The sequence below is a fragment of the Streptomyces sp. NPDC051452 genome (assembly GCF_044454765.1).
Lineage (GTDB): Bacteria > Actinomycetota > Actinomycetes > Streptomycetales > Streptomycetaceae > Streptomyces.
Window position 1 is genome coordinate 127,497 of the sequence record NZ_JBITEB010000015.1, and the last position, 17,116, is coordinate 144,612.

General features: G+C 72.2%; 10 protein-coding genes. 5 read left to right on the forward strand and 5 right to left on the reverse strand.

Annotation, left to right across the window (positions count from 1 at the left end; genetic code table 11):
- Positions 1 to 39: 39 nt before the first annotated feature.
- Positions 40 to 1,695 carry an MFS transporter gene (locus ACIBA9_RS29150; RefSeq protein WP_399367738.1) on the reverse strand — a complete coding sequence of 552 codons (1,656 nt, stop codon included), beginning with the start codon at positions 1,693 to 1,695 and terminating at the stop codon, positions 40 to 42.
- Between the two features lie 152 nt (positions 1,696 to 1,847).
- Positions 1,848 to 2,270, reverse strand: a complete 423-nt coding sequence (locus ACIBA9_RS29155; protein ID WP_399367587.1) for a MarR family winged helix-turn-helix transcriptional regulator — start codon at positions 2,268 to 2,270, stop codon at positions 1,848 to 1,850.
- A gap of 169 nt (positions 2,271 to 2,439) precedes the next feature.
- On the opposite strand from ACIBA9_RS29155, the gene ACIBA9_RS29160 reads away from it, so the two are divergent.
- The gene (locus ACIBA9_RS29160) at positions 2,440 to 2,613 is read left to right on the forward strand and encodes a CsbD family protein (RefSeq protein ID WP_399367589.1); all 174 of its coding nucleotides are present in this window, start codon (positions 2,440 to 2,442) and stop codon (positions 2,611 to 2,613) included.
- A gap of 258 nt (positions 2,614 to 2,871) precedes the next feature.
- The gene (locus tag ACIBA9_RS29165) at positions 2,872 to 3,315 is read left to right on the forward strand and encodes an ATP-binding protein (protein WP_399367591.1); all 444 of its coding nucleotides are present in this window, start codon (positions 2,872 to 2,874) and stop codon (positions 3,313 to 3,315) included.
- Between the two features lie 12 nt (positions 3,316 to 3,327).
- On the opposite strand, the gene ACIBA9_RS29170 is transcribed toward ACIBA9_RS29165, so the two are convergent.
- Positions 3,328 to 5,751 (reverse strand): SpoIIE family protein phosphatase, encoded by a 2,424-nt coding sequence (locus ACIBA9_RS29170; protein WP_399367593.1) that lies wholly within the window; start codon positions 5,749 to 5,751, stop codon positions 3,328 to 3,330.
- Positions 5,752 to 5,824: 73 nt separating this feature from the next.
- Positions 5,825 to 10,084, reverse strand: coding sequence for a HAMP domain-containing protein (locus tag ACIBA9_RS29175; protein WP_399367595.1), 4,260 nt, complete (start codon positions 10,082 to 10,084; stop codon positions 5,825 to 5,827).
- A gap of 374 nt (positions 10,085 to 10,458) precedes the next feature.
- On the opposite strand from ACIBA9_RS29175, the gene ACIBA9_RS29180 reads away from it, so the two are divergent.
- The 3 genes from ACIBA9_RS29180 to fdh all read left to right on the forward strand — a co-directional run bounded on the left by ACIBA9_RS29180 (position 10,459) and on the right by fdh (position 16,090).
- Complete coding sequence (locus tag ACIBA9_RS29180) at positions 10,459 to 11,508, forward strand: 4Fe-4S dicluster domain-containing protein (RefSeq protein WP_399367597.1); 1,050 nt, start codon at positions 10,459 to 10,461, stop codon at positions 11,506 to 11,508.
- Between the two features lie 298 nt (positions 11,509 to 11,806).
- A complete protein-coding gene (gene nrfD / locus ACIBA9_RS29185) occupies positions 11,807 to 12,709 on the forward strand; it encodes an NrfD/PsrC family molybdoenzyme membrane anchor subunit (RefSeq protein ID WP_399367740.1) in 903 nt (300 codons plus the stop codon).
- 120 nt (positions 12,710 to 12,829) lie between these two features.
- Positions 12,830 to 16,090, forward strand: a complete 3,261-nt coding sequence (fdh, locus tag ACIBA9_RS29190) for a formate dehydrogenase (RefSeq protein WP_399367599.1) — start codon at positions 12,830 to 12,832, stop codon at positions 16,088 to 16,090.
- 6 nt (positions 16,091 to 16,096) lie between these two features.
- Here fdh and selD read toward each other — a convergent pair whose 3' ends face one another.
- Positions 16,097 to 17,107: a selenide, water dikinase SelD gene (gene selD / locus ACIBA9_RS29195; RefSeq protein ID WP_362164442.1), complete on the reverse strand. Its 1,011-nt coding sequence runs from the start codon at positions 17,105 to 17,107 to the stop codon at positions 16,097 to 16,099.
- Positions 17,108 to 17,116 lie beyond the last annotated feature (9 nt).

Sequence of the window (17,116 nt, forward strand, 5' to 3'; positions counted from 1 at the left end):
CGTCGCGGCAGCCGCGTCCCCGGCCTCACCGAGCAGCGCCTAGGACGAGGTGCGCGCGGGCCGGTCCGGTGCGGTGCGTTCCGGTCCGTCGCGCCGGGTGTCCTCCTCGGCGCCCTCGTGGCCGCCGCGTAGCGCGGAGGCGAGCGCCGCCACCAGTGCCATCCCGGCGGCGACGCCGAAGACGATGCCCAGCCCGTGGTGGAAGGGCCCGGAGACCAGTTCCGGGAAGAAGGTGTGCCCGGTCAGGGTGGCGCGCTGGGCCGCGGTCAACTGGTCGAGGGTGCCGCTGGAGCCGAGCAGATGGCCGATGGGGTTGTCGCCGAGGAACGTGGCGAACAGGGTGCTGACGGGCGGCAGCGAGGCGACCTCGTGGGCGGTCGGGGCGGGCACGCCGTTCGCCCGGAGACCGCTGCTCAGGGTCGCCGGCAGGCGGGAGGCCAGCCCGGAGACCATGAGGGAGAAGAAGACGCCGATCGACAGGGCCGTACCGGAGTTCTGGAAGGTGGAGCGCATACCGGAGGCCACGCCCCGGTGGCGGGGCGGCACGCTGCCCATGATGGAGGACGTGTTGGGCGAGGAGAACATGCCCTGGCCCAGGCCGCTGAGCAGCAGCAGCGCGGCGAAGAGGCCGTAGTCGAAGTCGACGGGCAGCGCGAGCAGGCCGACGAAGGAGGCGGCGACGAGGAGCAGCCCGGCGGTGGAGAAGACGCGGGCGCCGAACCGGTCGGACAGATAGCCGGACACCGGCCCGGCGATCAGGAAGCCCAGGGTGAGCGGCAGCATGAAGATGCCCGCCCACAGCGGGGTGTCCTCGAAGTCGTAGCCGTGCAGGGGCAGCCAGATGCCCTGCAGCCAGATGATGAGCATGAACTGCAGGCCGCCCCGGGCGATGGCGGTGAGCAGGGCGGCGAGGTTGCCCGCGGCGAACGCCCGCACCTTGAACAGCGGCAGGTGGAACATGGGCTCGGCGACCCGGGTCTCCACGAGGCAGAACACCAGCAGCAGGAAGACCCCGCCGCACAGTCCGGCCAGGACCCAGGGGCTGCTCCAGCCGGTGGCGTGGCCGCCGTAGGGCTGGATGCCGTAGGTGATGGCGGCGAGCAGGATGCCGGCGCCCGAGGCGAAGGTGAGGTTGCCTAGCCAGTCGACCCGGCCGCGTGCTCCGGTCGCGGTCTCCCTCAGGCTCAGGTACGACCAGATGGTGCCGGTGACGCTGATGGGGACGCTCACCCAGAACACCGCCCGCCAGTCGACGGCCGCGAGCAGGCCGCCGGCCAGCAGACCGAGGAACTGGCCCGCGAGCGCGGTGATCTGGTTGACGCCGAGGGCCATGCCCCGCTGCCGGGCCGGGAAGGCGTCGGTCAGGATGGCGGCCGAGTTGGCGGTGAGCATGGAGCCGCCGAACGCCTGCACGACGCGCCAGAGGATCAGCCAGAGCGCCCCCGCGCCGGCCCGGAAGGGGTCGAGGGACAGGGCGATGGAGGCACCGGCGAAGATCAGAAAGCCCAGGTTGTAGATCCGGACCCGGCCGAACATGTCGCCGAGCCGGCCGAGGACGACGACCAGCACGGCCGAGACCAGCAGATAGCCGAGGATCATCCACAGCAGGTAGCCGATGTTCCCGGCGGCCAGCGGGTCCAGGCCGATGCCGCGGAAGATCGCCGGCAGCGAGATGATCACGATGGAGGCGTCCATCGTCGCGATCAGCACGCCGAGCGTGGTGTTGGACAGCGCGACCCATTTGTAGCCGGGGCCGGGGGGTGTGTCCCGCAGCCGGGCCGAGTGGGCGAGGACGCGGGCCCGCAGCCCCCCGGCCGCGGACGTCTGGAGGTCGGGTGCCTGGCCGGTCACAGCTGTTCCGCCAATCGTTCGAGCAGGGGCAGGATCTCGTGCAGCGCCTGTCGCTCCCGCGGGGTGAACGTGTCCAGGGCGTGGGCGAGACGGCTGACGGACTCGGAGCGGCGCTGCTCCAGCACCGCCCGTCCCTCCTCGGTGACGGACACGATGACCCGGCGCCCGTCGGCCGCGTCGGGGCCGCGGCTGACCAGCCCGCGCTGTGCGAGTCCGGCCAGCGTCGCGGCCATCGCCTGAGGGCGTACGCGTTCCAGGTCGGCGAGCGAGCCGGGCGAGTCGGGGCCGGTGCGGGAGAGCCTGGCCAGCACCGAGACACCGGAGAGGGACACGTCCCCCACGGCGTGCGCCTGGCGCAGACGGCGCACGATCCGGCCCATGGCCAGCCTCAGCTCGCCCGCGAGTGCAGTGGTATCCACGGTCGATAACATTAGGTTTATCAGTCTGGACTGTGCAACCAAGACTGGGTAATGACCGGGTCGCCCGGGCCTTCCACCCGGCCCGAGACCGGCTTTCTGGTTTGGAGGGCGGTCCAGTGGCAACGCGGATGTCGACCGCATACCGCGAACACGTTGGGATGTGAAACCCATGGCTGGCAACCAGAAGGGCAAGAGCAAGATCGAGCAGGCCAAGGGCAAGACCAAGGAGGCCGTGGGCCGGGCCGTGGGCAACGAGCGCCTGGAGGCCGAGGGTCGTGCGGAAGGCGCCAAGGGGGACGCCCGGCAGGCCAAGGAGAAGGCGAAGGACGTCTTCAAGCACTGATCGTGCCGTCCGCTCGGATTCGAACGGGTCCGGGAAATCCGCTCCGCGGGATTTCCCGGACCCGTTCTTCCATGGGGGCCCACCGGGCCGCGTCCCGTGGGCGAGCTCTCATCGGGCGTTCGTGTGCAACCGGAGGAATGCCGGTGAACGTCCCCTTGATCGACCGCCCAGTGGGTAGCCGAAGTCAAGGACGGCACGATCCCGATGTGCACAGGAAGGGACCCCGACCCCGAGGGAAAAGGGCAACGAGGTATGGACATGCCGCTCACGACGCACACGACGACACAGGACCGCCCCGCATCCCTGCGTTCCAGCCGCACCTGGGACACCGGCGTCACGAGCATCGCCGAGGCGAGAGACGCCGTCGCGGCGCTGCTCGCACAGGTGCGGCCGGCGCCCGGGACACGCTCGACGCAGGACGCCCAGCTGGTCGTCAGCGAACTCGTCACCAACGCGGCCAAGCACGCCCCCGGACCCTGCGCCCTGCGCCTGGAGGTGCCGGCGGGTGGGCTGGTGATGCGGATAACCGTGACGGACACGTCCACGGATCCGCCCCGCAGGCGCCCTCCCGACCCCGGCCGGGTCGGCGGTCACGGTCTGCATCTGGTCACGATGCTCTGCTCCGAACTGGAGGTGACCACGCTTCCCCGCGGCAAGCGGGTCGCCGCCACCGTACCGCTCACCGGCGAGCGCGCCGGCTGAGCCGCGCGCCCCTCAGGCGACCCTGATGCCCACGATGCAGGTGTCGTCGTCGGTGTCGGACCTGCTGTAGGTGAGCAGCCGGTCCAATTGCTGGTCCAGGGCCGCCGGCGCCGAGCGCGCCGTCTCCAGCAGATGGGACAGGGACTCCTCCACCGAGCGGTCCCGGCGCTCGATCAGCCCGTCGGTGTACATCAACAGGGTGTCCCCGGCGGCGAGTTGCACCTCGGTCTCCTCGTACACCGCCTCGGGCAGGGCGCCCAGCAGCAGGCCCTTGAGAGTGGGCAGGGCCGTGGCGTCCCCCTCTCGCACGAGCACCGGCGGAAGATGCCCCGCCCGCGCCCAGCGCAGCGTCCGCCGCTCGCCGTCGTACAGGCCGCACACGGCGGTCGCGGTGACCGCTCCCGTCAGATGGTGGGCGACGATGTTCAGCCACGACAGCAGCTGCGCCGGGCCCGCGCCGGTGACCGCGAGACCGCGCAGCGCGTTGCGCAGGACGACCATGCTGGTGGCCGCCTCGATGCCGTGCCCGGCGACGTCACCGACGCACACCAGGACCAGTCCGGACGGCAGTACCACCGCGTCGTACCAGTCGCCGCCGACCAGTTGCTCGGTCTCGGCGGGCCGGTAGCGCACCGCCACCTGGAGGTCCGGCACCCGCAACGGGGCCTGGGTCGGCGGCATGATGGCGTGCTGCAGCTGCAGGGCCAGCCGGTTGCGCTCGTCGGCCTGCTGCTCGGTGTGGGCCAGCTGGTCGCGGGTGGCGGCGAGGGCCACCTCGGTCCAGTGCTGGGCGGAGATGTCCTGGTAGGCGCCCCGGACGCCGATGAGCTGGCCGTCGGTGTCGAGGACCGGTTCGGCGACCACCCGCATGTGCCGGGTCACGCCGTCCGGCCGCAGCAGCCGGAACGCGGCGGACGCGGGCCTGCGCTGGTGCAGCAGCGTGCGCAGGAAGCGGCCGATGGAGACGGCGTCGTCGGGGTGGGCGTGCGCGGGCAGGTCCTCCAGGGCCACCGGCACGCTCGTGGGGGGACGGCCGTAGAGGTCGAACAGCTGGCCGTTCCAGGTGATCTCGCCGGTGAGCAGGTTCTCCTCGAAGCCACCGATCCGGCCGAGGCGCTGGGCGTTCTGGAGCAGACTGGCCAGGCGGGCCGTCTCGTCCTCGATGCGCCAGATGAGCAGCACACTGGAGCCGTGCCGGCTGACGCTGATGTCGGCGACGGCCGACAGCGGCACCTGGTCGACCAGGGCGGTCAGCCGCATACGGCGGGCACGGAACGGCTCGCCCGTGGCGTAGACGCGCTCCACGCGCTGGAACAGCTCGCTGGCGGCGGCCGCCATGGGGTAGGCCTCCAGCAGCAGGGCGCCGTTGACGACGGCCCGCGACCGGCCCGCCGGATCGAGGAAACGGCCGTTGACGTGCTGGATGCGGAAGTCGACGAGCTGCCCGTCGGCGTCGAGGTGCGGCACCAGCACCAGCGCGGGATCGTGCAGCCCGTCCGCCAGGTCCATCAGCTCCACCACGTCGGGCAGTATCCGGGGCTCCTGCCCCGCTCCCGGCGGCAGGTGGAAGGTCTCCAGCGTGTGCGCGCAGAGTTCGGCGAGGGCCTCGACCTGTCGGATCACCGGGCGCGGCAGCGGGCTCTCGGGGCCCGGCCAGGCGATCTCCAGGACGCCGTGGATACGGCCGCCGACGCCGGCGGGCAGCGCGATACGGGCACCGTCGGCGTACTCCCGGCGGCCCATCGTGGGCAGCCCGGAGGCGGCGAGCGAGGACAGCCACTGGCCGTCGGGCTGGGTCAGACCGCGCCGGGCCACCGTGGCCACGTCCGGCGGGACGTACCGCCAGCGCTCGGCCTCGCCGGCCGGGAACCCGGCGCTGCCGGCGAGGGTCAGCGAGCTGTCCGAGGCGGCCGCCCAGATGGCGACGGCCACGGCGCCCAGCGGCCGCAGGGCGTGCTCGAGCAGCGAGTCGGCCATGGCCTGGGCATCGTCCGCGGCGAGCACCCCGCTCTCGGCGGCGCGCAGCCGTACGGCGGCGGACTCCTCGACGGATCCGGCCGGGTCGGCGGCGACGGACAGGAACGCCTCGGTCACCTCCGAGACGCGGTCCCGGGCCGCCTGGTTGATGACGTCCACCGCGAACTCCAGCGGGGTCACCTGGGCCTGCTCCGCCAGCTCGGCGAGCTGGCGTGCGGCCTGGGCCGGGCCGCAGCCGAGGCGTTCGACGAGGATGCCCTTGGCCAGTTCGAGCAGTGCCCGGCCCTCGGCCTCGGCCTGCGCGGTGCGCACCTCCTTGCGCAGCCGCTCGACGGTGGCGGCGAGCCGGCCCACCGACGAGGCGGCCGGCGGGTCGCTCGGGGGCCCGTCCGGACCGGGGATCCGGACGGGCAGGTCGTCCGGCGGGTCCGGTACGACGGCGTTCTCGTGGATGTTCACCGGATCCGTACTCCTCGGCCCGCGGGCGGCCGGGCGCGCCGCGCTGTGCTGACTGCTGCCATCGTCGCCGTCCTCACGCGGGGAGCCAGCGCCGGACGCAGGCGATGAGGTCATGGGTGTCCACCGGCTTCGTGACGTAGTCGCTCGCGCCCGAGGCCAGGCTCTTCTCCCGGTCGCCCTGCATGGCCTTGGCGGTGACGGCGATGACCGGCAGGTCGGCGTAGCGCGACATCTTGCGGATCTCCGCCGTGGCCGTGTAGCCGTCCATCTCGGGCATCATCACGTCCATCAGCACGAGTTCGACGTCCGGATGGTTCACCAGCGTCTCGATGCCCTTGCGGCCGTTCTCCGCGTGCAGCACGCGGAAGCCGTGCAGTTCGAGGATGCCGCTGAGCGCGAACAGGTTGCGGGCGTCGTCGTCGACGACGAGGACGGTACGACCGCGGGTGTGCTCGTCGATCAGGTGCGGGGCGGTGATCTGCGGCTCGTCGTTGCGGACCAGGGTGAGTACCTCGCCGGGCTCCTCGGCCGACAGGTGCAGCGCGATCCGCTCGCGCAGTTCGTCGAGGCTGAACAGGTACTCCAGCGGACCCTCGGCCCCGTCGACGGCGTGCTCGCTGCGGTGCGAGCTGTGCACCAGTACCGGGACGCTCGCCAGGGCGGAGTCCCCGCGCAGGGCGTCCAGGAAGCGGGCGGACTCCCCGTCCGGCATGCCCAGTTCGACCACGACGCAGTGGCAGGGCTCGGCGGCGAGGGTGCCCGCCGCCTCCTGGGCGCCGACCGCGGTGATGATGTCGACGGGGGTTTCGGTGTCGTCGGCGCGAGCGTGCGCGAGGTCTCCGACCACGCTCTCGGCGACGAGCGTCAGCAGTCCGCGCGGGCGCTCCTCGACGACGAGCAGACGGCGCACGCGCTGCCGCTTGGCGGTGACGAGCGGGGCGCCCGGCGGGCCGTCCTCGCTCGTCTCGTCGGTCCGGGCCGGCTCGATGGGCTTCGGGACGGTGCGTCCGCCGCGCAGGACCTCTTCGAAGTCCGGCCGGGCCACGGGCAGGAAGAGCGTGAAGGTGCTGCCCTTGCCCGGCGTGCTGTCGACGCTGACGGCGCCGCCGAGCAGGTGGGCGATCTCGCGGGTGATGGACAGGCCGAGGCCGGTGCCGCCGTACTTGCGGCTGGTGGTCCCGTCCGCCTGCTGGAACGCGCCGAAGATCGTCTCCAGTTGCTGTTCGGGGATGCCGATGCCGGTGTCCCGCACCCGGAACGCGACGATCGCGCTGCCGCGCACCACGCCGGGGGGCACCTCGTCGTCGGCGGCGGGTTCGACGCGCAGTTCGACGCCGCCCTGCTCGGTGAACTTGACCGCGTTGGACAGCAGGTTGCGCAGGATCTGCCGCAGCCGGGAGTCGTCCGTGAGCAGGTCGGCGGGGGCTCCGGCAGCGGTGGCGACGGTGAACTCGAGGCTCTTCTGCGAGGTCATCGGGCGGAAGGTGGCCTCGACGTAGTCGATCAGCTGGCGCAGCGGGACACGCTCCGGTGTCACGTCCATCTTGCCCGCCTCGACCTTGGACAGGTCCAGGATGTCGTTGATCAGCTGGAGCAGGTCCGAGCCGGCGGAGTGGATGATGCCCGCGTACTCCACCTGCTTGGGGGTGAGGTTGCGCGAGGGGTTCTGGGCCAGCAGCTGCGCGAGGATGAGCAGGCTGTTCAGCGGGGTGCGCAGCTCGTGGCTCATGTTGGCGAGGAACTCGGACTTGTACTTCGAGGCGAGCGACAACTGCTGGGCACGCGCCTCCAGTTCCTGCCGGGCCTGCTCGATCTGCAGGTTCTTCGCCTCGATGTCGCGGTTCTGGTCGGCCAGCAGCGAGGCCTTCTCCTCCAGTTCGGCGTTGGAGCTCTGGAGTTCCTCCTGGCGCGCCTGCAACTCCGCCGAGCGGGACTGCAGTTCGCTGGTCAGCCGCTGCGACTCCTCGAGCAGTTCGTCGGTGCGCGCGTTGGCGACGATGGTGTTGACGTTGACGCCGATGGTGTCCACCAGCTGCTGCAGGAAGTCCCGGTGGATCTGGGTGAACCGGGTGACCGAGGCCAGTTCGATGACGCCGAGGACCTGCTCCTCGAAGACGATGGGCAGCAGCAGCAGCGCGGTGGGCTCGATCTGTCCCAGCCCGGAGGAGATGGTGACGTACCCGGTCGGCAGCGCGTCCACGGCGATGGTGCGGCGGCTGCGCGCGGCCTGACCGACCAGGGTGCGGCCGAAGGACATGCGGACGGGCCGGGTGTCCTCCTCGGGACGGCCGTAGGAGCCGACGAGGCGCAGCTCGGGGCCGGACTCGCCGTCCTCGGCGAGGTAGAAGGCGCCGTACTGCGCGGACACCTGGGGGGCCAGCTCGTCCATGATGAGTTCGGCGACGACCGGCAGGTCGCGGTGGCCCTGCATGAGGCCGGAGATCCGGGCGAGGTTGGTCTTGAGCCAGTCCTGTTCCTGGTTGGCCAGGGTCGTCTCGCGCAGGGACTCCACCATGGAGTTGATGTTGTCCTTGAGGTCGGCGACCTCGCCGGAGGCGTCGACGGTGATCGAGCGGGTCAGATCGCCCTCGGCGACGGCGCTGGCCACGTCGGCGATGGCGCGGACCTGCCGGGTGAGGTTCCCGGCGAGTTCGTTCACGTTCTCGGTGAGCCGCTTCCAGGTGCCCGAGACGCCCTCGACCTCGGCCTGTCCGCCGAGCCGGCCCTCGGTGCCGACCTCGCGGGCGACGCGGGTCACCTCGTCGGCGAACGCGGACAGCTGGTCGACCATCGTGTTGATGGTGGTCTTCAGTTCGAGGATCTCGCCGCGGGCGTCGACGTCGATCTTCTTCGACAGGTCGCCCTTGGCCACGGCGGTGGTCACCAGCGCGATGTTGCGCACCTGGCCGGTGAGGTTGTTGGCCATGGAGTTGACGTTGTCGGTGAGGTCCTTCCAGGTGCCGGCGACGTTAGGCACGTGCGCCTGGCCGCCGAGCCGGCCCTCGGTGCCCACCTCGCGGGCCACGCGCGTCACCTCGTCGGCGAACGCGGACAGGGTGTCGACCATCGTGTTGATGACGTCGGCGAGGGCGGCGACCTCGCCCTTGGCCTCGACGGTGATCTTCTGGGAGAGGTCGCCCTTGGCGACGGCGGTGGCGACCTGGGCGATGGAGCGGACCTGGCCGGTCAGGTTGGAGGCCATCACGTTGACGTTGTCGGTGAGGTCCTTCCAGGTGCCGGCGACCCCGCGCACCTGAGCCTGGCCGCCGAGCCGGCCCTCGGTGCCCACCTCGCGCGCGACGCGGGTCACCTCGTCGGCGAACGCGGACAGCTGGTCGACCATCGTGTTGATGGTGTTCTTCAGCTCCAGGATCTCGCCCCGCGCGTCCACCGTGATCTTCTGCGACAGGTCGCCCTGCGCCACCGCCGTGGCCACCTGGGCGACGTTGCGCACCTGGGCCGTCAGGTTCCCGCCCATGAAGTTCACCGAGTCCGTCAGGTCGCGCCAGGTGCCCTTGACGCCCTTGACGTCCGCCTGGCCACCGAGCCGGCCCTCGGTGCCCACCTCGCGCGCGACGCGGGTGACCTCGTCGGCGAACGCGGACAGCTGGTCGACCATCGTGTTGATGGTGCTCTTCAGCTCCAGGATCTCGCCCCGCGCGTCCACCGTGATCTTCTGCGACAGGTCACCCTGCGCCACCGCGGTCGTCACCTGGGCGACGTTGCGCACCTGAGCCGTCAGGTTCCCGGCCATGAAGTTCACCGAGTCCGTCAGGTCGCGCCACACACCGGCGACCCCGGGCACCTGTGCCTGGCCCCCGAGGCGGCCTTCCGTGCCGACCTCCCGCGCGACACGGGTCACCTCGTCGGCGAACGCGGACAGCTGGTCGACCATCGTGTTGACGGTCTCCTTCAGCTGGAGGATCTCGCCGCGCGCGGGAACGTCGATCTTCTGGGAGAGGTCGCCCTTGGCCACGGCGGTGGCGACCTGCGCGATGTCCCGGACCTGGGTGGTGAGGTTGCCCGCCATGGCGTTGACGGAGTCGGTGAGGTCGGCCCAGGTGCCGGAGACGCCCGGTACCTGTGCCTGGCCGCCGAGGGTCCCCTCGGTGCCCACCTCCCTGGCCACACGGGTGACTTCCGAGGTGAACACGGACAACTGGTCGACCATGCCGTTGAAGACGGTCGCGATGTCGCCCATGAGCCCGGTGGAGTCGTCCGGCAGCCGGGTGCCGAAGTCTCCGTCGCGCACCGCGGTCAGCCCCGCGAGCAGTCTCCTCAGTTCCTGGTCCCCCGGGACCGCGTCGGTCGTCCCGATTACCTTGCCGGCCATGCGCACCCTCGTTCCGCTCCCCAGGAGCCCTCGGGCGGGAGGGCTCGGAACCACTGCCGGGCACGCGGCCTGCCCCGGACACTGGTGTGTGCATTTCCGCAGTTCACGGATCTGCGTGATGAGAAAAATACGCCGCAGAGTAACTCAGTTCCGCGGCATCGGACAAAGCGATCGGCCAACCTCGGACGATCATGAAATGACCCAGCCGAGACCGGCATGAAGACGAATCGAGCGGGTAGTGGGTTGGGTTCGACACCCGCGTCACCCGCGTCACCCGCGTCACCCGCGTCACCCGCGTCGCCTTCCCGGGTCGTTTCGCACGAGCGGAGCCCGGGCACCCGTGCCACGCTCGTAGGGAGCACCGGGAGGCACGCATGAGCGGGACCGGCGGGTGGAGCGCGGTGGGCGGCGGCGCGGATCGTCACGACCTGTTGTACGGGCCGCAGCCGGACGTGGCCGGGGCATCCGGCTACCCGGACGCCCCGCCGCGGATGGGGTTCTTCACCGACACCTCCGTGTGCATCGGCTGCAAGGCCTGCGAGGTGGCCTGCAAGGAGTGGAACGCCGTCCCCGAGGACGGCCTGGAACTGACCGGCATGTCCTACGACAACACGCAGGCACTGGGTGCCGACACCTGGCGGCACGTCGCCTTCATCGAGCAGCGCAAGCCGCTCGGCGGCCAGGAGCCGGGGGTGGCGCACGAGGACCAGGAGGACATGGACGTGTTCGCGGCCGCCTCCCGCCTCGGCACCGGCGCCCCGCCGCCCGGCCGGGCGGCCACCGCTCCCCCGCCGGCCCCGGCGTCCGATTCCGGCGCCGCCGACCGGATCGCCCCGGTGTCCCCCGACGGCCGCACCGAACTGCGCTGGCTGATGTCCTCCGACGTGTGCAAGCACTGCACCCACGCGGCCTGTCTGGACGTGTGCCCCACGGGGGCGCTGTTCCGCACCGAGTTCGGCACGGTCGTCGTGCAGGAGGACGTCTGCAACGGCTGCGGCTACTGCGTGCCCGCGTGCCCCTACGGCGTCATCGACCAGCGCAAGGACGACGGCCGGGTGTGGAAGTGCACGCTGTGCTACGACCGGCTCGGCGTCGGGATGGAACCCGCCTGCGCCAAGTCCTGTCCCACCGAATCCATCCAGTTCGGTCCGCTCGACGAGCTCCGCGAGCGGGCCCGGGGCCGGGTGGCACAGCTGCACGCGGCCGGGGTGACCGACGCCCGCCTCTACGGCGAGGACCCGGGCGACGGGGTCGGCGGCGACGGGGCGTTCTTCCTGCTGCTCGACGAGCCGGAGGTGTACGGGCTGCCCCCGGACCCGGTGGTCACCACCCGGGACCTGCCCGACATGTGGCGGCACGCGGCGCTCGCCGCCGTCTCCCTGACCGCCCTCGCGGTCGGCAGCTTCGTGCGACGGCCGCGATGAACGGCGGCGAGGACACCCGCCACCTCGCCGCGGGCGTGCGCGGGCCGGCGGCGCGCGGAGCGCGGTGGCGTGCGGCGGCCGGTGGCGCGGGGCGAGAGGAGGCCGGGGCGTGAGGCGGCCATGGCGCGCGTACGCGGGTGCCACGCGGTGGGCGCGGCGTGCGGAGACCGGGCCCGCCGGGACGACCGGCTCGGATGTCACGCGTGCGGGTGTGCGGGGCGAGCGGCCCGGGCGGGAGGCGACGACGGGTGCGCAGGCGGGCCGCCGTCGGCGCCGTCGCGGGCGGGGCGAGCAGCCGATGGTGCCGGACGCCGAGTTCTCGTCGTACTACGGCAGGCCCGTGCTGAAGAAGCCGACGTGGAAGGCGCTGGACATCGCCGGCTATCTGTACCTCGGCGGTCTGGCCGGGGCGTCCTCACTGCTGGCGGCGGGGGCCGAGATGACCGGCCGGCCGGGCCTGGGCAGACCCGCGAGGCTCGGGGCCGCGGCGGGCGTCTCGCTGTCGCTGGCGGCCCTGGTGCACGACCTGGGGCGGCCCGGCCGTTTCCTGAACATGCTGCGTGTCTTCAAGCCGACGTCGCCGATGAGCGTGGGCTCGTGGCTGCTGACGGGCTACGCGCCGCTGACGCTGGCATCGGCGGCGGCCGACGTGACCGGCCGCTGGCGTGCGGTGGGCGTCGCGGCGACGGCGGGCGCCGCCGTGCTCGGTCCGGCGGTCGCGACCTACACCGCGGTGCTGATCGCGGACACGGCGGTGCCGTCCTGGCACGAGGGCTACCGGGAGCTGCCGTTCGTCTTCGCCGGCTCGGGCGCGACCGCCGCGGCCGGCCTCGCCCTGATCGCGGCACCGGCCGAGGAGGCCGGACCGGCCCGCCGGATGGCCGCGCTCGGGTCCGTGCTGGAACTGGGCGTCTTCCGTCTCATGCGGGGGCGCATGGGCCTGGCCGCCGAGCCCTTCGAGCGGGGCACGCCGCACCGGCTGCTGCGGGCGGCGGAGAGCCTCACCGCGGGCGGTGCGGTGCTGGCCTGCCTGTCGGGGCGGGGGCCCGACAGGCGCCTGGCCGCGGTCGCGGGCGCGGCCCTGCTGACCGGGTCCGCGGCCCTGAGGTTCGCCGTGTTCTACGCCGGGGTGGCGTCGGCCGAGGACCCCAAATACACGGTCGTACCGCAGCGGGAGAGGGTCCGGGCGCGCGAGCGTTGACGCCGTGGCGCGTGGCCACGGGCCGCGTTTGGCACCGACGGGAAGGGGTACTTCGCCGCTCGCGCGGCGAAAGTGCCGTGACCGCGGGATGATCGAGGCAGCGAGCGGAAGGAGGCGGGCGTGGGCGTACGCACCTGGATCGAGTCCTGGCCGGTCTACCGGCAGCTCACCGGCACCGATCCCCTGGGCCGGGGCGCCGCCGCCAAGAGCGGGCCCAGTGAGCGGCTCAGCCCGCGGGTCGCCACCGCGGACCGGGTGGTGAAGTCGATCTGCCCGTACTGCGCGGTGGGCTGTGGCCAGAACGTGTACGTGCAGGATGAACGGGTCACCCAGATCGAGGGCGACCCGGACTCCCCCATTTCCCGCGGACGGCTGTGCCCCAAGGGCGCGGCCAGTCTCCAGCTGACCACCGGCGACGCTCGCGAGCACTATGTCCTCCACCGGCGCCCGTACGGCACCGGGTGGGAGCGGCTGGACCTCGACACCGCGATGGACATGATCGCCGAGCGGGTGATCGAGGCCCGCCGGGCCGGCTGGCAGTGGGAGGCCGACGGCGCCCGCACCCGGCGCACGCTCGGCGTCGCGAGCCTGGGCGGCGCCACGCTCGACAACGAGGAGAACTACCTCCTCAAGAAGCTCTACACCGCGCTCGGCGCGATCCAGATCGAGAACCAGGCGCGTGTTTGACACTCCTCCACCGTTCCCGGTCTGGGAACCTCGTTCGGCCGCGGTGGCGCGACCACGTTCCAGCAGGATCTGCAGAACGCGGACTGCATCGTCGTCGAGGGCTCCAACATGGCCGAATGCCATCCGGTGGGGTTCCAGTGGGTGATGGAGGCCAAGGCGCGGGGCGCGAAGGTGATCCACGTCGACCCGCGGTTCACCCGCACCAGCGCGCTGGCCGACGTGCACGTGCCGCTGCGCGCGGGCTCGGACATCGCGTTCCTCGGTGGGATCATCAACTACGTCCTGCGGCAGGAGAAGTACTTCCGCGACTACATCGTGGCGTACAGCAACGCCCCGACGATCCTGCGGGAGGACTTCGAGGACACCGAGGACCTGGACGGCGTCTTCTCCGGGCTGGCCTCCCGCACCCGCAGCTACGACAACACCACCTGGCAGTACGAGGGCACCGAGACGCGGGCGGTCTCCGGCGAGCAGGACCAGGAGTCCGGGGCGGGTGACGGGGCCGGTGCCTCGGTCGCCGAGGCGGCGCGCGGCGAGTCCCACGGCTCGGGCGGCGCCGACATCGGTGAGGGCGAGCCGGAGCGGGACGAGACGCTGACCCACCCGCGCTGCGTCTTCCAGGTGCTCAAGCGGCACTACGCCCGGTACACGCCGGAGATGGTCGAGCAGGTGTGCGGGGTGCCGCCCGAGCTGTTCCGGCAGGTGTGCGAACTGGTCACGGAGAACTCCGGACGCGACCGGACGACGGCCTTCGCCTACGCCGTCGGCTGGACGCAGCACACCGTGGGCGTGCAGTACATCCGCGCCGCCTCCATCCTGCAGACCCTGCTGGGGAACATCGGCCGGCCGGGCGGCGGCATCCTGGCGCTGCGCGGGCACGCCTCCATCCAGGGATCCACCGACATCCCGACCCTGTTCAACCTGCTGCCCGGCTACATCCCGATGCCGCACGCGCACCAGAACCAGGATCTGGACGCCTTCGTCCGGGCAGAGGCGGTCCGCAAGGGCTACTGGGGCAACATGCGCGCTTACCTGGTGAGCCTGCTCAAGGCCTACTGGGGTGACGCGGCGAGCGCGGACAACGACTACTGCTTCGACTACCTGCCCCGGCTGACCGGTTCGCACTCGACGTACGAGACGACGATGGCCCAGCTGGAGGGCGTCTGCAAGGGTTACTTCCTGATCGGTGAGAACCCGGCGGTGGGCAACGCCGACGCCAAGCTGATGCGGCTCGGGATGGCGAACCTGGACTGGCTGGTGGTCCGCGACTTCTCCCTGATCGAGTCGGCGACCTGGTGGAAGGACGGCCCCGAGATCGAGACCGGGGAGCTGCGCACGCGGGACATCCGCACCGAGGTGTTCTTCATGCCGGCCGCGGCGCACACCGAGAAGGACGGCAGTTTCACCAACACCCAGCGGCTGTTGCAGTGGCACCACCAGGCGGTCGAGCCGCCGGGTGAGGCGCGCAGCGACCTGTGGTTCGCCTACCACCTGGGGCGGCGGGTCCGGGAGAAGCTGGCCGGGTCCTCCGATGAGATGGACCGGCCGGTGCTGGACCTGGCCTGGGACTATCCGACGAAGGGGCGCCACGCGGAACCGGACGCGGAGGCCGTCCTCGCCGAGATCAACGGCCATGACGCGCGGGGCCGGCCGCTCTCCTCGTACGAGGAACTGAGGCCGGACGGCTCGACGGCCTGCGGCTGCTGGATCTACTGCGGCGTCTACGCCGACGGGGTCAACCAGGCGGCCCGGCGCAAGCCCGGCCGGGAGCAGGACTGGGTGGCGGCCGAGTGGGCGTGGGCCTGGCCGGCCAATCGCCGCATCCTGTACAACCGGGCCTCCGCGGATCCGGAGGGCAGGCCGTGGAGCGAGCGCAAGGCGCTGGTGTGGTGGGACCGGGACAAGGGCGAGTGGTCCGGGCACGACGTGCCCGACTTCAAGAAGGACAAGTCGCCCGGTCACCGGCCGCCCGAGGACGCCACCGGCCCGGAGGCGCTGGCGGGCACGGACCCGTTCATCATGCAGGCCGACGGCAAGGCCTGGCTGTACGCGCCGTCCGGGCTGACCGACGGTCCGCTGCCGGCGCACTACGAGCCGCAGGACTCGCCGATCCCCAACCTGCTGTACGGCAGGCAGCGCAACCCGGTACGGCAGCTGCTGCCGCCGCATCCGGACAACCGCTATCAGCCCAGCGGCGACGAGCCCGGCGCGCAGGTGTACCCGTACGTTGCCACCACCTACCGGCTCACCGAGCACCACACCGCGGGTGGCATGTCCCGCTGGCAGCCCTATCTGGCGGAGCTGCAGCCGGAGTTCTTCTGCGAGGTCTCCCCGGAGCTGGCCGCGGAGCGGGGTCTGGAGCACACCGGGTGGGCGACCATCGTCAGCGCGCGGGGCGTGATCGAGGCACGGGTGCTGGTGACCGACCGGATGACGCCGCTGACCGTGCAGGGGCGCAGGCTCCAGCAGGTGGGCCTGCCCTACCACTGGGGCCCCAACGGCTACACCACCGGGGACGCGGCCAACGAGCTGGTGCATCTGTCGCTGGACCCGAACACCCACATCCAGGAGACGAAGGCGTTCGCCGTCGACATCCGCCCGGGGCGCCGGCCGCGGGGACCGGACGCCCCGGCGCTGGTGCGGGCCTACCGGCGGCGGGCGGGCATCGACGAGAACACCGGAAGGGAGCCGTGAGGGGCCCTACTTCAGGACGATCGAGTGGGGCCCCCGCGGCACCAGCTCCCCCACCACCGGCGCGCCCGGCACCTCTCCCGCGACGAGGAGGCCCCCGGAGGTCTGCGCGTCGGCCAGCAGCAGCCGGGTGTCCTCGTCGGTGTCCCCGAAGTCGGTGTGCGGGGCCACCCAGGCGAGGTTGCGCCGGGTGCCGCCGCTGACGTAGCCGTCGCGTACGGCCTCCCGGGCGCCGTCCAGGTAGGGCACGGCCGCGGTGTCGAGGACTGCGGTGACGCCGGAGGCCCGGGCCAGCTTGTGCAGATGGCCGAGGAGGCCGAAGCCGGTGACGTCCGTGGCGCACTCGGCGCCGGCGGCGAGCGCGGCTTCGCAGGCCTCCCGGTTCAGGGCCGCCATGGTGGCGATGGCCTGCTCGAACCGTTCACCGGTGGCCTTGTGCCGGTTGTTCAGGACGCCGACGCCGAGCGGTTTGGTCAGCGACAGGGGCAGTCCGGGCCGGCCGGCGTCGTTGCGCAGCAGCCGTCCCGGGTCGGCGATCCCGGTGACGGCCATGCCGTACTTGGGTTCGGGGTCGTCGACGCTGTGTCCGCCGCCGACGTGGCACCCCGCCTGGGTGGCGATGTCCAGGCCGCCGCGCAGCACCTCGCGGGCCAGGTCGAACGGGAGCCGGTCGCGCGGCCAGGCCAGCAGGTTGACGGCGAGGACGGGCCGGCCGCCCATGGCGTACACGTCGGACAGGGCGTTGGCGGCGGCGATGCGACCCCAGTCGTAGGGGTCGTCGACGACCGGGGTGAAGAAGTCGGCGGTGCACACGAGCGCCGTTCCCCGGTGCAGGACGACGGCCGCGTCGTCGCCGGTGGCGAGACCGACGAGCAGCGGGGTGTCGCCCCCGGCGAGTGTCGGCGCGGTCAGCCCGGCGACCACCTCCTCCAGCTCACCCGGCGGGATCTTGCAGGCGCAGCCGCCGCCGTGGGCGAACTGTGTGAGGCGGACGGGCGCCTGGCGGGTCGGTGGGATCATCCCGGTCTC

What these genes read in the sequence shown, in the direction of transcription:
- ACIBA9_RS29150 (WP_399367738.1), bottom strand. Translation starts at nt 1,695, where the DNA reads ATGGACGCCTCCATCGTGATCATCTCGCTGCCGGCGATCTTCCGCGGC.
- ACIBA9_RS29160 (WP_399367589.1), top strand. Translation starts at nt 2,440, where the DNA reads ATGGCTGGCAACCAGAAGGGCAAGAGCAAGATCGAGCAGGCCAAGGGC.
- ACIBA9_RS29165 (WP_399367591.1), top strand. Translation starts at nt 2,872, where the DNA reads ATGCCGCTCACGACGCACACGACGACACAGGACCGCCCCGCATCCCTG.
- ACIBA9_RS29175 (WP_399367595.1), bottom strand. Translation starts at nt 10,084, where the DNA reads ATGGCCGGCAAGGTAATCGGGACGACCGACGCGGTCCCGGGGGACCAG.
- ACIBA9_RS29180 (WP_399367597.1), top strand. Translation starts at nt 10,459, where the DNA reads ATGAGCGGGACCGGCGGGTGGAGCGCGGTGGGCGGCGGCGCGGATCGT.
- nrfD (WP_399367740.1), top strand. Translation starts at nt 11,807, where the DNA reads ATGGTGCCGGACGCCGAGTTCTCGTCGTACTACGGCAGGCCCGTGCTG.
- selD (WP_362164442.1), bottom strand. Translation starts at nt 17,107, where the DNA reads ATGATCCCACCGACCCGCCAGGCGCCCGTCCGCCTCACACAGTTCGCC.